Genomic DNA, 14,399 nt, shown 5'->3' on the forward strand with positions numbered 1-14,399 from the left:
GTGGGGTGAGGCGGCTCAGGCGCTGTGGACGCCCACTTCGTAGAGCGAGTATCCCCAGTCGGTGCCCCGGTCGAGGCCGTGCACCCGCACATAGCGGGCCGGGGTGCCGGTGAAGCGGGCGGTGTCCAGGCCGCCGTCTCCCGAGGTGGTGGACCAGACGGTCTGCCAGCTGGTGCCGTCGCTGGAGAGCTCGACGGCGTACGACTTCCCGTACGCGCGCTCCCAGTCCAACGTGACCCGGCTGACCAGGTGGGTGGAGCCCAGGTCGACCTGCCACCACTGGTCGTCGCTCCAGTCACTGGCCCAGCGCGAGTCGTCGTCGCCGTCGACGGCCCGGCCGGGCTGGTAGCTGGTGAAGGGGTTCGACTCGGACGAACTGGCCTTGGCGGACGCTCCCTTGGCGAGATTCACCGAGGCCTGGTGCTGTTCGGTCGCGCCCCAGGTGCCGAGGTAGGTCTCGGCGCCCCGGAACAGGTCGTTCACCACGTCCTGGCCGCCGACGAGCCGGATGTCCTCGACCCAGTCGGGGACCAGCCCGACATGGGCGGCGCCGTCGGTGTTGATGTCGAAGGTGCGGGAACCGGTGGTCTGCTTGTCGATGACGGACCCGCCGTCGACGCTCTTGAAGGGGTACGTGACCTTGTTCGTGGCGTCGGCGCCGCGCGGGGCGGGGTGGTCGCCGATGCCGTTGAAGTCGGTGCCGAAGCCGTAGCCCACGTCGTACTTGTCGCGCAGCGCGTCCGTCCGCTCGGCCTCCGCGGCGAACGCCTCCGAGCCGTGCATGTACTGGGCGACGAAGCCGCCGAGCGAGTAGACGCGCTCGGTCCAGTTGAGGTCCATCCAGCTGTGCGAGGAGATGACGCCGGGGTAGGAGGCGGCCTCGAAGATGTCCAGCGCCTGGCCGACGGCCTTGACGCTCATGTGGTCGATCTCCAGCATCATCTTGCGTTTCATCATGCCGCTCACCGCGTACTCGCCGAGTTCGGTGAGCCCTCGGGTGTTGCACTGGGCGTTCTCGGCGTACGAGGGGACGGCCACGCCGGCCGGCAGGTCCTCCTCCGCCTCGGAGGCGGCGGTGCCGATGGGGTTGTCGTGCTGCGGGCCCTTGCACGTCTCGGTCTGCCAGAAGGTGCCGGTGGACAGGAACTGCCCGACGTTGATGGCCGTTCCGAGGCCGCCCTCGTCGAAGCGGACACCGCACAGCGCGTTGTCGAACTTGTGGCACAGGAACATCGAGCGCACGCCGAGCGCGTACAGCTCGTCGAGGCCCTTGTCGATGTCGGCCTTGCTGCACTGGCCGATGTCGAGGATCTGCTTGCAGCCGAACGGCTCGGAGGTCTCGACTCCCAGGATCACCGCCAACTTGCCCTGCGCGATGACCTGTCGGGCCTGCGCGCTGTCGGTGACGATCCGGAACCAGCCCTTGCCGGTGCCGCCGTACTGCGCGTCGATGTAGGCCTGGAGCTGGTAAGTGAGCTTCGCCTGCAGCCGGATCGAGGTCATCTCGTCACAACTGCGGTCCTTGAAGGGGTAGATGGAGCAGATCATGCCGTTGGTGACGAGGTCGTTGACCAGCACCCGCTGCCCGCCGCGCCAGGCCCGCTCGACCCAGGCGTAGTAGTTCGCCTGATGGGTCATCGAGTCGTACGCCGGCCAGTCCTTGAACGTGGGCCAGCCGACCGGGTCGTGCTTGCCGTCGCCGCCGTGGGTGATGTAGTCGAAGATCGCGAGCGTGCCGTCGGGGTAGTGCTCGGGACAGTCCTTGAGCGCGTCGGCGACCCCGGCCTCGGAGAACACCTTGCCGCAGATCAGTCGCCCGCCGAAGGCCTCGTTGCCGAACAGGTGGTTGTGCGCGTCGACGAACCCCTGTACCTCGCCTGCGGAGTTGGTGCCGGTGAAGGGTTCGCCGGTGACGTTGATCTGGGCGTCCGGGGTGGGTCGCGCGGTGGGGATCCACCAGTCGCCGGCGGCCGCCGAACTCGGTGTGGGGCCAAGGGCCATGGCCAGGAAGAGAAGCAGCAGCGACACCACGGTGACGTGCTTGCGTCTGCGGTACGAACGAGCGATCAGCGTCACGGCCACGTCCCTGGGTCGGCGGGATGGCGCGGTTGACCAACCCTTGAGGTTGTCATGACCTGCGCAAGATATGGCTTGAGGATCGGGGCGGGCGCCCTCCGAGTCAAGAGTCCGGGACGCTTGACCTGATAGCTGTGCGGGACCTGTCCACGCACACAAGATCGCCGCCGGGTCGCTCAGTTGCCTCCGCCGACGTCGAAACCCGGCGGAACGGCGTCCTCGGGCGCGGCCGATTCCACCGCCGGGCGAGGGCGGCCGGTGACCGCGCGGAACAGCGCCCGCACACCGCGGTGGAGACCGAGAAGCACCAGGCCCACCAGCCCGAGGCCGAGCCAGCCGACGACCTGGGTCACGACCATCAGCACGAACATCTCGCCGGAGTCCGACATCCCCTCGCCCCCTCGCGAAGGCAGAGTCTCCCCAGGAATTGCCCCGCGGAATCGAGCAGTAGAGTGATCGTCATCGAACCTGCCCCGCCCCCCGGCGCGATGGAGTTGCCATGACGACCGATCCCCAGCCGCACCTGTCGATCGACACCAGCAAGGCGCATCCCGCCCGGGTCTACGACTGGCTGCTGGGCGGCAAGGACAACTACCCGGTGGACGAGGCCGTGGGCGAGAAGCTGCCGCCCGAGGCGAAGGACGCGGCGCGGCAGAACCGGCAGTTCATGCACCGCGCGGCGGCCTGGCTGGCCGGGCAGGGCATCGACCAGTTCCTGGACATCGGCACGGGGATCCCCACCGAGCCCAATCTCCACCAGGTCGTCCAGGAGATCGTGCCGACGGCGAAGGTCGTCTACGCCGACAACGACCCGATCGTCCTGCGGCACGCCGAGGCCCTGCTGGTCAGCCGCATCGAGGGGGCGACCGACTACATCGAGGCCGATGTGCGCCGGCCGGAGCTGATCGTCGAACACGCCCGCCACGTGCTGGACTTCGACCGCCCGATCGCCCTGTCGCTGATCGCGCTGATGCACTTCATCCCCGACGAGCAGGACGCCCACGGCCTGGTCCGCAACCTGGTCGCCACGCTGCCCGCGGGCAGCTACCTGGTGCTGTCGCACGCCGCGTCCGACCTGTATCCGGAGCTCGCCGCGCAGGTCACCGCCGAGTACGCCAAGGGCGGCATCAAGCTCGGCTTCCGCACCCGGCCCGAGGTGGAGCGCTTCTTCGACGGCCTCGACCTCGTCCCGCCGGGACTGGTGACGGCGCCTGAGTGGGACCCGTCGGACTCGGCGGTGGAGCCGGAAGGCAGCGGGATCTACGCCGGGGTGGCGCGCGTCGTCGCCTGACGCCGGCCCGACCGACAGCGAGCACAAGGGCACGGACAACGACCAAGAGCGAGCCGCCGGTCACCCGAACAAGCGCGAAGCGCCGGGTGACCGGCGGCTCGCTCTCGCGTGACCTGGGGTTGGACGCCGTGTTGCCGCGCCGTGAAACGGAGTTGAGAGGTCAACTCCGTTTCACCCCTTGACGCGTATGGTTCAGACCTTTAACTTCTCCTGCATGCGCATGGTTCATGAATGAACTTGTTGTTCATGTACGTGAAACATGGCAACGCTCGGCTCGCCTTCTTCCCCCACGTCGTCGAAAGGCACGCCCATGATCCGTTCCAAAGTCCGGGCCGGGATGACTCTCTCGGCCGTCATCGGCACCCTCGTCGTCCTGAGCACCGGCAGTGCCGGCGCCGCCGACCCCACCAAGGCCCCCGGCGGCAACTTCGACCTCGGGATATGGCAGCTCCAGGAGCCCGTCGGCTCGCCGGGCTCGCCGACCACCATCTCCTCGTCCCGGCTCCAGGGCGCGAACGGGTTCCAGGACTCGTACTTCTACACCGACACGCGTGACGGAGCGATGACCTTCTGGGCGCCCGAGAAGGGCGTCACGACCCCCAACTCCAACTACGCGCGCTCCGAGCTGCGGGAGATGAACCGCAGCGGCAGCGCCGCCAACTGGTCGCTGAGCGGAAGCCACAAGCTGAGCGCGACCCTGCGCGTGGTGTCGGTGACGTCCAACGTGTGCGTCGGCCAGATCCACCTCGGCACCGGCGGCACCTCCACCAAGCCGCTCATGGAGCTCTACTACCGCTCCAACGGCGACATCCTCATCGGCACGGAGAACTCCCCCGCCGGCGGCCAGACCCTGCACCCCATCACCAATGTCGGCATCGGCAAGACCTGGACGTACACGATCGGCGTCTCCGGCGGGAACACCATCGACCTCACGGTCAACGGTTCCACCACGCACTACTCGATCCCGTCGTCGTTCTTCCCGTACAAGCAGTACTTCAAGGCCGGTTCGTACAACCAGTCGTCCTCCGACAGCACCACCAAGGGCGCGCGCGTCGCCTTCTACGGGCTGACCGTCTCCCACAGCTGACACTTCCGGCGAAGTGTCACCAAGCGATGGCCAAGGGGTTACCGTTTACCTCAACTCAGCCTCCCGCAGCTCCAGTTGGCGTCACATAGCGCTACGGTTCGGCCAACGGTTCCCAGGTGGGGGACCGTTGGCCGAATGCGTTGGGGGTGCGCGTGAGAGGACATGGATTAGCCCTGTCCGCGGCAGCGGTGACTCTGCTGCTGGCGGGATGCACGAACGGACAGGCCGGCAAGGACGCGACGACGAAGAGCGATCCGAGCGCGGCCGGGGGGAACAGCGCGAGCCCTTCACCGTCGGAGACGACGGCGAACGAGCCCTACACGATCGCCGAGGCCGACGCACCGAAAACCCGCGCCGAGGCGGAGGCCTTCGTCCGTGGCGTGACCGTGCGGCCGGACTACTTCGGTTCCGGCTACCGCAAGCGTGATCCGTACGAGGCGGGCCCCTTCACCTGGGCGGTGCTGGGCGAGGACTGTCTGTGGCGGCGCGAGGCGATCCCGGACACGGTCCTCTCGAGCCTGACCCGGTCCTTCGTCCGGCCGGGCGCGGACGGCGAGGGCGCCGTCTACGTGTCCCTCACCGTGACCGTGCACACCTCCACGCTCCAGGCCCGCCGGGACATGGCGACATCCCTGGAGGAGTCGCTGCGCTGCCCGCAGCAACGGCTGAACGCGACGGACGTGGTGCGGGACATGACCTCGCGGGGCGATCCGTACGGCGAGCAGCGGACGGGCACCTCGGACGACGACGTCACCGAGTACGGCCAGTACGTCGTGGACGGCGACCCGAAGGCGCGGCGCTTCGACTGGTACAAGCACCGGCTCGGCCCGGTGACGGTGGCCGCGACCGTGCGGCACCCCGCCGGCACGACGGAGACGGAACAGACAACGGTGACCCAGGCGGCGTTGGGGGGCGTCGACTTCGTGACGGCCGACGTGGACCGGATCGGCAAGAGCGAGGACGGGGCCGACGCCGGCGCGTCCGCCGAGGCGAAGGGATCGGGCGATGAGTGAGCCGCTGCGTCCGTCCGACCCGTCCGCGGTCGGGGGTTTCCGACTGCTGCGCCGGCTGGGCGCCGGTGGCATGGGCGTGGTCTATCTGGGCCGCTCCGAGGCGGGGGCGCTGGCCGCCGTGAAGGTGATCCGGGCGGAGAGCGCGGCCGACGACGGCTTCCGCGCCCGGTTCGCACGGGAGGCGGACCTCGCGGGCCGGGTCGACAGTCCGTGGGTGGTTCCGGTGCTCGGCGCGGACGCCACCGCGCACGATCCGTGGCTGGCGACCGGTTTCGTCGCCGGGCCCTCGCTCGCGGAGGCGGTCGGCGAACACGGTCCGCTGCCCGAGTCCGCCGTACGCGTGCTGGGCTCGCTCGTCGGCGAGGCGCTGGCCGCCGTGCACGCGGCGGGACTTGTGCACCGTGACGTCAAACCGGGCAACGTCCTGCTGGCCGTGAACGGCCCGCGCCTGATCGACTTCGGCATCGCCCGGGCCACCGACGACACCGCCCTGACCGCCTCGGGCCTGGTGGTCGGCACCCCGGGCTTCCTCGCCCCCGAACAGGCGCGCGGCGAGGACGCCTCATCCGCGAGCGACGTCTTCGCGCTGGGCTGCGTACTGGCCTACGCCACCACCGGGCGACCCCCGTTCGGCACGGGCACCCCGGACGCGCTGCTGTACCGCACCGTCCACGACGAACCCGATCTCGACGGCGTGACCGGCGAGTTGAGGGAGACACTGGACGCCTGCCTGGCCAAGGAGCCCGAACTCCGGCCGAGCCCCGAGGAGTTGCGGGCGCGGCTCGCCTCGGACGTCCCCGAGTCCCCCGCCGCCTGGCTGCCCGACCCGGTCGCCCGCACCGTCGCGGCCCGCTCGGCGGAGAGCCTCGCCCTGCCGGACATCGAGCCCACGGTGGTGGACGACCCCGAACCGGCCCAGCCACCGCACACGTCCCGCCGGCGCCTGCTGGTGGTCGGGGGCGCGCTGCTGCTGGCGGGCGGCGGCACCGGGGCCGCGGTATGGGCGTCGGGCAGCGACGACAACAAGAAGGACACGGCGGCCGGCCGGCCCTCGTACGTCCTCGGAGTACAGGTCAGCCGCACCGCTGACAGGACCGCCGTGAGCCGGGCCTGCGAGCGGGCCGCGCGGCTCGCCGTCGCCGAGCACAACGCCACCGCCGGCCGCGCCTTCGACCTGCGCGTGCGGGTGCTCGACGACCGCGGCGACCTGAACAAGGCCACCGACGTCGCCCACGAATTCGCCGCGGACAAGGACGTGGTGGCGGTGCTGGGACCGGTGACCGAGCTGACGATGCGTTCCGCCTCGCGCGTCTACGCGGCGGCGAAGCTGACCAACGTCTCCAGCGCGACCGGGCAGAACGACTTCTATGTCTGGTCCCCCACCGTCTCCTTCCAGACCGCCGCGGGCGAACAGGCCGAAGGCACCGGGATCGCGCTGCAGGCGCTTCTCTCCGGCAAGAGCGGCCGCCGGCTCGGCGTCGTCATCGACCGGTCCGGCGGGTCCGTCATGCACGACCAGGGCAGCGTCCTGGCAGTCCAGTGGCGAGGCCCCCTCAAGGGCGACGTGGTGCCGCGGATCGTCGCCGAGGACTCCAACGACGCGCCGGGCGCCGTGAGTTACGTCCTCTCGCAGGACGTCGACGACTTCGCGTACTTCGGACCGCTGGACGCGACGGTCCGTGCGGCACGGCAGGTGGCCGCGACCGGCTTCACGGGAGCGCGGTGGATGTCGCATCTCCTGTACGGGAGCGACTTCCCGAAGCTGGCGGGCGCGGCGGGCGAGGGCTGGTACCTCGTGTCGTCCGTCGTCGACCCCACGGCGCTCAGGACCAAGGAGGCCGAACGCTTCACCGCCGCCTGGCGCAAGCGGTTCGGCGACGCACCGGATCCGTACGGTACGGAGGCCTACGACAGCGTCCGCATGGTGGTGCGGGAGTTCACCCGTACCGTGCCCTCAGGAGGCGGACGCCCGGACCGGCTCGCCCTCGCCAAGCGGCTGCGCAAGGTCACCTACCAAGGCATCTCGCACACGTACAGATTCAACACCTACAACCAGTACGACACCACCTACCCGAAGATGGGTACGGAGATCTACGTCCACCAGGTTCACGACGGGCGCTTCCAGCAGGTGGGCACGGCCGTTCCGAAGCAGGAGTAGGAGTCGTGGAGCGGCTGCTGCCCGCCGACCCGTCGTCCGTCGGTGGGCACCGGCTCGTGGGGCGGCTCGGGGCCGGCGGCATGGGCGTGGTCTATCTGGCGCGCTCGCCGCACGGTGCCTGGGTCGCGCTGAAGGTGATCCGCGAGGAGTACGCCGAGGACCCCGGCTTCCTGGCGCGGTTCCGCCGTGAGACGGAACTGGCGTCCCGCCTGTCGAGCCGGTGGACGGTGCCCGTCCTCACGGCCGACGCGAACGCCCGCTCACCGTGGCTCGCCACCGCCTACGTGCCGGGCCTGCCGCTCTCCGACGCGCTCGCGCTGCAAGGGCCCTGGCCGGCGGCCCAGGTCCGCACGCTCGGCGCGGCTCTCGCCGCGGCGCTGGACGACGTGCACCGGGCGGGGCTCGTCCATCGTGACGTGAAGCCGGCGAACGTCCTGCTCGCCGCCGACGGGCCCCGCCTGATCGACTTCGGTATCGCCCGGGCCGTGGGGGCGACGGCCCTCACCACGGACGGCTCGGTGATCGGCTCCCCCGGCTATCTCTCCCCCGAGCAGGCACGCGGTACGGCGGTGGGGGCACCGAGCGACGTCTTCTCCCTGGGCTGCGTGCTGGCCCGCACCGCCACCGGGCGGCCCCCGTTCGGCACCGGGGGCGCCGCGGCCGTGCTGTACCGGACCGTGAACGAGGAACCGGACCTGACCGGACTCCCCCACGAACTCGACGCGACACTGCGGGCGTGTCTGGCGAAGGACCCGTCTACGCGACCGACCGTGGCCCAACTACGGGCGGTCTTCGGCGAGTTCAGCACCCCCTCATGGCTGCCGGCCGGGCTGCCCGCAATGGTCGCGGACCGCGCCGCGACCGTCCTCGACCTGCCGGTGCCCGAACCCACCGCCCTGTCCTTCGCCGACTCCCCTCCCACGGCCGTCCCCTCCCCCTCCCGCCGACGCCTGCTCGTCGCGTCGGCCGCCCTGGGCGTCAGTGCGGTCGGCGGCGGCACGGCCTGGTGGCTCTGGGGGCGGTCCGGTACGCCGACGGGCGCCGGGAAACCCACCCTGCCGCGCCGCGTGATCGGCCTGTTGGGCGACCTGTCGAGTGCCGAGGTCCGCGCTCAGCAGCGCGGGGCGCAGCTCGCGATCGCCCAGCACAACGCGCGCGCCGACCGGGCCTTCGACCTGGCGCTGCGTTCCGTCGACGACGGGGGTACGGCGGCCGGTTCGGCCGCAGGCGCCGCCCGGTTCATCGCCGATACGGACGTGTACGCCGTGATCGGCGCGGGCGACGACGTGCCCGTGCTCGCCGCGGTACCGGTGTGCACCGAGGCCGGGGTGTGCCTGCTGGTGACCCGCGCCGACGCCGAAGACCTCACCACCAACACGACTAGCACGCTCGCCCTGCGCTCCACCCGCACCGTCGGTGCGGGCTCGGTGGTGCGCTATCTCAACCGGGTCGTCAAGCCCACCCGCAGCGTCGCCGTCCACGACCTCACCGACGACCAGGAGACCCTCCCCATGGTCCGCATGATCACCGTGCACGGCAAACTCGACGGCAGGGTCGACCAGTTGGACGTGGCCGCCGACGACGACTTCACCGCCGCGGCCCAGGACGTCGCATCCGGCTCGTACGACGCCATGATCTTCGCCGGTGCCACCCCGGCCCGCGCCGCCGCCTGCGCCCAAGCGCTGAACGCCGCGGGTTACCGAGGCGTCCGGGGCGCCGACGAGCACATCGTCTCAACGCCCTTCCTCAAGGCGGGCGTTGGTTGGTGGATCAGCACGGGCTACTGCGACGCGGTCGCGGATCCCCGCACGCGGTCCTTCACCACCGCCTACCGGGCCCGCTACCGCACCGCACCACCGCCCTGGGCCGCCGAGGCGTACGACGCCGTCCGCTTCACGGCCCAGGGACTCGCGACCCAGGGAGGCACGGGTCGCGTGTCACTGCGCGCTCAACTCCTGCGCAAGCCCTGGCAGGGCATCACGCGCCTGTTCGCGTACGACAGCCAGTCCCAGTTCCTGAAGACCGACAAGGACGGCGGCCTGTTCCTGTACCAAGTCACGGACGGCAGACTGCGGTTCGCCTGCCGCCACGACGACATCCGCAAAGGCGTGTGAGAACGCCGGACCGGCGGGTCAGCAGCGGATGTCCGGGGTGCTGAGGGTGTACTTCACCCCGCCGCGGGTCAGCGAACCGCTCAGGTGGATGCACTCGTTGGTGGCGTCGAACCAGGTGTAGACCGGGCCGGCATAGTAGTGGTAGTTCGCCGGGTGCTCGGGGGGCGGGTCGGCGGTGTAGTCGCCGCTCTCGTCGTGGAGGTAGAGCGTGATGTTCGAGGCCAGGCCGTCATAGGGGCTGGACCAGAACTTGGCGCAGTTGCGCTTGGTCGAGGCGTTCCAGTACGTGCGGGCGTAGCCGCCGCCGTTGCTTCCCGAGGGGCTCTTGGCCCAGTAGGTCTTGTTGTCCCAGGTGCCGCTGCACTCGACGGCAGCGGGGGCGGCGGCCGCCTGTCCCGGTGCCGCCTGTGCGGTGGGAGCGGCGACCAGGCCGAGCATCAGCGCCATGACGCCGAGGCCGAGCAGCTGTGTTCTGCGCAAACGCTTCATCCGTGAGTCCCCCATGAGATGTGGTTAAGCAGGGTCATGACATGTGTAGTCGGAATGCACTGTCTGTGGTGGGGCAGACCTCCGGCTTTCACGAAATCTCCGCCGGATCGGCATCTGCTACGGAACGGGCATTCGAGCACAGAACAAGCGAGCGCCATTCGCCGTCAGGCGCTCAGTCCATCCCTGTCATGAGTTCGGCGAAGGAGCGGGCGGCGACGGAAGAGGTGAACAGTCGGTCGAGCCGGGCCCGGGCGAGGTTCCGCTCGAAGGGCCCGGAGTGCGTGTCGTCGCCGGCGTCGTGGACGGTCCGGGTCAGCCAGTGGGAGAACTCCTGGTCGTTCCAGACCCGCCGCAGGCAGCGCTCCGAGTACGTGCGCAGGGCGCTCTCGTCGCCGTCACGCACGAAGTCCGCCACCGCTCGCGCGAACACGTCGGCGTCGTAGAGCGCGAGGTTCATCCCCTTGCCGCCCATCGGGGAGACGATGTGCGCCGCGTCGCCGACGAGGAAGAGGCGGCCGTACTGCATGGGGTCGTGGACCAGGCTGCGGAGCCGGAAGATCTCCCGGTCGGTGATCGGCCCGGAGCCGAGGTCGGGGTCGCCGAGCCGAGTGCGCAGGGCGTCCCAGACACGCTCGTCGGACCAGGCGGCGGGGTCGTCGTCGGGCGGGCACTGGAGGTAGTAGCGGCTGGTGTACGGGCCGCGCGGGAAGTGCGCGGCGAAGCCCTGCGCGCTGACGGCCAGCAGCGGATACCTCGGGGGCGGTGCGTCGGCGAGAACGGTGAGCCAGCCGATGCCGTGGTCGAGGGCGTGTGCGGTGAGGACGCCGTCGGGGACCGCGGTTCGGCTGATGCCGTGGTCCCCGTCGCAACCGGCGACGAAGTCGCAGGTGATGGCTCTCGGGCTGCCGTCGGCGGCGCGGTACCGGACCGTGGGGCGCTCGCCGGTCAGGTCGTGCAGGGAGATGTCGGCGGCCTCGAAGCGCAGGTCGCCGCCGTCGGCGAGGTAGGTGTCGGTGAGCTTCTGGACCAGGACCTGCTGGGGGCAGATGCGGGCGCCGAGACCGTCGGACCCGTCGCTGTCGGACACCAGGTGGCTCTCGCCGTCCACCCGGAACTCCAGGATCCCTTCGGACGGGACTCCGCCGAGGACCCGGTCGGCCAGCCCCCAGGCGTCGAACATCCGCACGGCCCGCGTCTCGACGATGCCCGCGCGCTGGCGCTGCGCCACGTGGTCGCGGGTCTGGCGCTCCAGGACGACGCAGTCGATGCCGCTGCGCCGCAACAGGTTGCCGACGGTCAGCCCGGCGGGCCCCGCGCCGATCACCACGACAGTCGTGGACTCCACCGACTGCTCGCCCAACTCCCCGTCACCTGCGGCCACTTGACCACCCCCCTCCGGGGCAGCGTAGCTGCATTCCGCGCGGTTCCGGGTGAAGGGCGCCTGTGAGGGTGGCGGCGAGTGCCGGGGACTGGTCAGCGGCTCCGTCGGACGTTGAGGCGGGCGGCCTGGCGCGTGAGGTGGGCGCGTTCGGCGAGGTTGGGTGCCTTGTGGGCCGCCTCGACGTACAGCCGCGCCGCCAACTCCAGGTCTCCGTCGCGCTCGTGGAGGTGGGCGGCCACCGCGGTGTGGCGGGGCAGTGAGTCGTCCAGTGCCGCGAGGGCGGCCAGGCCGGCGCGCGGTCCGTCGGCCTCGCCGACGGCGACCGCGCGGTTGAGCAGGACGACCGGGTTGTCGGTCAGGCGCGCGAGTTCGTCGTACCACTCGACGATCTGCACCCAGTCGGTCTCCTCGGCGGTGGGCGCGTCGGCGTGGAGGGCGGCGACGGCGGCCTGGGCCTGGAACTCGCCCAACCGGTCACGGGCGAGCGCCCGTTGGAGGATCTCGACGCCCTCGGCGATCACTTTCGTGTCCCACTGGCCGCGGTCCTGTTCGGCGAGCGGCACGAGGCTGCCGTCGGGTGCGGTCCGGGCGGCGCGCCGGGCGTGGTGGAGCAGCATGAGGGCGAGCAGGCCCGCCACCTCGGGATGGTCGATCACGGCGGCGAGTTGGCGGGTGAGGCGGATGGCCTCGGCGGCGAGGTCGACGTCGCCGGAGTAGCCCTCGTTGAAGACCAGGTAGAGGACGCGCAGCACGGTGGCGACGTCGCCCGGCTGGTCGAAGCGCACGCCGGAGACCGTGCGCTTGGCCCGGCTGATGCGCTGGGCCATCGTCGCCTCCGGCACCAGGTAGGCCTGGGCGATCTGCCGGGTGGTGAGCCCGCCGACGGCGCGCAGCGTGAGCGCGACCGCCGACGACGGGCTCAACGACGGGTGGGCGCACAGGAAGTAGAGCTGGAGCGTGTCGTCCGTCGCCGGTCCGAGTCCGGGCGCCGGTTCCTCCTCGACGAGGTCCTCGCGCCGGCGGCGGGCCGTGTCCGCCCGGGTCGCGTCGAGGAACTTGCGCCAGGCGACCGTGACCAGCCAGCCTTTCGCGTCGCGCGGCGGGTCTGCGGGCCACACCCGGACCGCCTCGATGAGCGCGTCCTGCACGGCGTCCTCGGCCGCCGCGAAGTCGGCTCCACGGCGGACGAGGATGCCGAGCACGTTCGGTGTGAGGCCCCTGAGCAGGGCCTCGTTCACTTCCAAGGGCATTCGACGGCCGTGGGCTGCGAGCTGTAGAACGGACGCAGCTCCAGCCACTCGTGGATCGGCCTGCCACCGGCCCCGGGCGCGGCCGACAGCTCCCCCGCCAGCTCGACGGCACGCTCGTAGCTGTCCACGTCGATGACCATCCAGCCGGCGATGAGGTCCTTGGTCTCCGCGAACGGCCCGTCGGTGACCGGCGGGCGCCCCTCACCGCCGTACTGGACGAACGTCCCCTCGGGCGAGAGCGCCTGGCTGTCGACGAGTTCGCCGCTCTTCTCCAGCCGGGCCGCGAAGTCGCTCATGTATTCCACGTGCGCCGAGATCTCCTCGGGCGTCCACTGCTCCATGGGCACGTCGTTGACCGGTGCCGGAGCGCCTCGGTAGTGCTTCAGCAGCAGGTACTTGGCCATCGTGGTTCTCCTCGGTACTGGTGCGCCCCATTGTGGCCGCCTTCACCACGGGGACGGAGCCGGGCGGGGGTTCTCGACATCTCCGGCCAGGTTTTCTTGGAATTGAGTGCTCAGGCCGCGCAGCCAGTCCTCGATGACCGCCAGGTCCGCGTCGGTCAGGCCGCAGGCGGAATCGACGCGGTGGAGGAGGGCGGGCCCTCGATGGTGCGTCGACACCCACGTCCGGTCGAGATCGGTGATCTCGTCGTCGACCCAGACGAACGGGCGTCCCGCCGCGGCCCGGACCAGGGTTCGGGTCTTCCAGTGCGGAACGCCGACCTCGTTCTCCTCCGGCGCCTCCGGCAGACCGGCCACCGGGAGCTCCGGCAGCCCGAGCAGCGGACCGATCACTTCGTTGGCGTCGTGCATCCACGCGGTGGCCCATGTCAGCACGCAGGGCAGCGCCAGCAGACGCGGGCCATGGGCGAGGTCGATCCTGGCCAGATGAGGATTCGACGTGTGCTGCCAGGCCTGCCATCCCTCGGGGGTCGACGGAAGTCGTACACCGTCGTAGGGCAGAAGCGTTCCGTCGACGTCCAGGAAGAGCAGCGGGTGCTCCGCGCGGTCGGTCATGACCGCACGGTAGCGACTCCTCGCACCGGCGGCCTGCGCATCATGAACACGTCCACCGGGTCCTCGGTCTCGACGGTGAACCCGTGGCGCTCGTACAGCCGCCGTGCGGGACTGCCCTGGAGGACGTTCAGTCGGACCAGGACGCCGGCGCGGTCGGACCGCTCCAGTAGTGCGCTCAGCACTCCCGAACCGATGCCGGTGCCCTGGAGGTGCGGGGCCAGGTAGAAGTGCTCCAGCCAGTGGGCGTCCTCGGCCGGGCGCAAGGCCACGCAGCCGGCGAAGGTGCCGGCCACCTCGATCGTCCACGTGTGACGCGGGTCAAAACCGTCGCGGAATCGCTGCCGGACGCGACGCCCGTCGTACCGCCCGAGTCGCTCCAGGTCCGGCCGCATCACGACCGCACGCAACTCGGCCACCGTCTCGACGTCCGACTCCCGCGCCGGTCGCATGCTCCAGTCCGCCATGATCGGCACGCTACCGACCCCCTTCCCGCCCCGGACCACCGGGATGACGGTCGTTCGACG

Annotated in this window: 13 protein-coding genes; 5 read left to right on the forward strand and 8 right to left on the reverse strand. The window is 70.8% G+C overall.

Features of this window, described 5'->3' with window-relative positions:
- Positions 1–15: 15 nt before the first annotated feature.
- Both ACWD5F_RS07195 and ACWD5F_RS07200 read right to left on the reverse strand, forming a co-directional pair.
- Positions 16–2,001, reverse strand: a complete 1,986-nt coding sequence (locus ACWD5F_RS07195) for a galactose-binding domain-containing protein (protein ID WP_451252297.1) — start codon at positions 1,999–2,001, stop codon at positions 16–18.
- Positions 2,002–2,252: 251 nt separating this feature from the next.
- Complete coding sequence (locus ACWD5F_RS07200) at positions 2,253–2,465, reverse strand: hypothetical protein (RefSeq protein ID WP_451251925.1); 213 nt, start codon at positions 2,463–2,465, stop codon at positions 2,253–2,255.
- 110 nt (positions 2,466–2,575) lie between these two features.
- On the opposite strand from ACWD5F_RS07200, the gene ACWD5F_RS07205 reads away from it, so the two are divergent.
- The 5 genes from ACWD5F_RS07205 (at position 2,576) to ACWD5F_RS07225 (ending at position 9,739) form a co-directional block, all read left to right on the forward strand.
- Positions 2,576–3,367, forward strand: coding sequence for an SAM-dependent methyltransferase (locus ACWD5F_RS07205; protein WP_451251927.1), 792 nt, complete (start codon positions 2,576–2,578; stop codon positions 3,365–3,367).
- A 310-nt stretch (positions 3,368–3,677) separates the two neighbouring features.
- Positions 3,678–4,454 carry a polysaccharide lyase family 7 protein gene (locus ACWD5F_RS07210; protein WP_451251929.1) on the forward strand — a complete coding sequence of 259 codons (777 nt, stop codon included), beginning with the start codon at positions 3,678–3,680 and terminating at the stop codon, positions 4,452–4,454.
- Positions 4,455–4,642: 188 nt separating this feature from the next.
- A complete protein-coding gene (locus ACWD5F_RS07215) occupies positions 4,643–5,467 on the forward strand; it encodes a hypothetical protein (RefSeq protein WP_451251931.1) in 825 nt (274 codons plus the stop codon).
- Complete coding sequence (locus ACWD5F_RS07220; RefSeq protein WP_451251933.1) at positions 5,460–7,625, forward strand: bifunctional serine/threonine-protein kinase/ABC transporter substrate-binding protein; 2,166 nt, start codon at positions 5,460–5,462, stop codon at positions 7,623–7,625. Before ACWD5F_RS07215 ends, ACWD5F_RS07220 begins: the two co-directional genes overlap by 8 nt.
- A 5-nt stretch (positions 7,626–7,630) precedes the next feature.
- Positions 7,631–9,739, forward strand: a complete 2,109-nt coding sequence (locus tag ACWD5F_RS07225; RefSeq protein WP_451251935.1) for a bifunctional serine/threonine-protein kinase/ABC transporter substrate-binding protein — start codon at positions 7,631–7,633, stop codon at positions 9,737–9,739.
- A gap of 18 nt (positions 9,740–9,757) precedes the next feature.
- Here ACWD5F_RS07225 and ACWD5F_RS07230 read toward each other — a convergent pair whose 3' ends face one another.
- The 6 genes from ACWD5F_RS07230 to ACWD5F_RS07255 all read right to left on the reverse strand — a co-directional run bounded on the left by ACWD5F_RS07230 (position 9,758) and on the right by ACWD5F_RS07255 (position 14,339).
- Positions 9,758–10,228 carry a hypothetical protein gene (locus ACWD5F_RS07230; RefSeq protein WP_451251936.1) on the reverse strand — a complete coding sequence of 157 codons (471 nt, stop codon included), beginning with the start codon at positions 10,226–10,228 and terminating at the stop codon, positions 9,758–9,760.
- 172 nt (positions 10,229–10,400) lie between these two features.
- Positions 10,401–11,609 carry a 4-hydroxybenzoate 3-monooxygenase gene (locus tag ACWD5F_RS07235; RefSeq protein ID WP_451251938.1) on the reverse strand — a complete coding sequence of 403 codons (1,209 nt, stop codon included), beginning with the start codon at positions 11,607–11,609 and terminating at the stop codon, positions 10,401–10,403.
- Between the two features lie 92 nt (positions 11,610–11,701).
- Positions 11,702–12,847, reverse strand: a complete 1,146-nt coding sequence (locus tag ACWD5F_RS07240) for an RNA polymerase sigma factor (protein ID WP_451252299.1) — start codon at positions 12,845–12,847, stop codon at positions 11,702–11,704.
- Complete coding sequence (locus ACWD5F_RS07245; RefSeq protein ID WP_451251940.1) at positions 12,844–13,263, reverse strand: YciI family protein; 420 nt, start codon at positions 13,261–13,263, stop codon at positions 12,844–12,846. The genes ACWD5F_RS07240 and ACWD5F_RS07245 overlap by 4 nt, the downstream gene beginning before the upstream one ends.
- 42 nt (positions 13,264–13,305) lie before the next feature.
- Positions 13,306–13,875, reverse strand: a complete 570-nt coding sequence (locus tag ACWD5F_RS07250) for a hypothetical protein (RefSeq protein WP_451251942.1) — start codon at positions 13,873–13,875, stop codon at positions 13,306–13,308.
- Entirely contained in the window at positions 13,872–14,339 is a 468-nt protein-coding gene (locus ACWD5F_RS07255; RefSeq protein ID WP_451251944.1) for an N-acetyltransferase family protein, read from the reverse strand. Before ACWD5F_RS07255 ends, ACWD5F_RS07250 begins: the two co-directional genes overlap by 4 nt.
- Positions 14,340–14,399: the final 60 nt, after the last annotated feature.

The sequence above is a fragment of the Streptomyces sp. NPDC002499 genome (genome assembly GCF_053595415.1).

Excerpts from the sequence above, each read along its gene's own strand:
- ACWD5F_RS07195 (WP_451252297.1), bottom strand. The coding sequence starts at position 2,001 with ATGGCCCTTGGCCCCACACCGAGTTCGGCGGCCGCCGGCGACTGGTGG.
- ACWD5F_RS07200 (WP_451251925.1), bottom strand. The coding sequence starts at position 2,465 with ATGTCGGACTCCGGCGAGATGTTCGTGCTGATGGTCGTGACCCAGGTC.
- ACWD5F_RS07205 (WP_451251927.1), top strand. The coding sequence starts at position 2,576 with ATGACGACCGATCCCCAGCCGCACCTGTCGATCGACACCAGCAAGGCG.
- ACWD5F_RS07210 (WP_451251929.1), top strand. The coding sequence starts at position 3,678 with ATGATCCGTTCCAAAGTCCGGGCCGGGATGACTCTCTCGGCCGTCATC.
- ACWD5F_RS07220 (WP_451251933.1), top strand. The coding sequence starts at position 5,460 with ATGAGTGAGCCGCTGCGTCCGTCCGACCCGTCCGCGGTCGGGGGTTTC.
- ACWD5F_RS07230 (WP_451251936.1), bottom strand. The coding sequence starts at position 10,228 with ATGAAGCGTTTGCGCAGAACACAGCTGCTCGGCCTCGGCGTCATGGCG.
- ACWD5F_RS07245 (WP_451251940.1), bottom strand. The coding sequence starts at position 13,263 with ATGGCCAAGTACCTGCTGCTGAAGCACTACCGAGGCGCTCCGGCACCG.
- ACWD5F_RS07250 (WP_451251942.1), bottom strand. The coding sequence starts at position 13,875 with ATGACCGACCGCGCGGAGCACCCGCTGCTCTTCCTGGACGTCGACGGA.
- ACWD5F_RS07255 (WP_451251944.1), bottom strand. The coding sequence starts at position 14,339 with ATGGCGGACTGGAGCATGCGACCGGCGCGGGAGTCGGACGTCGAGACG.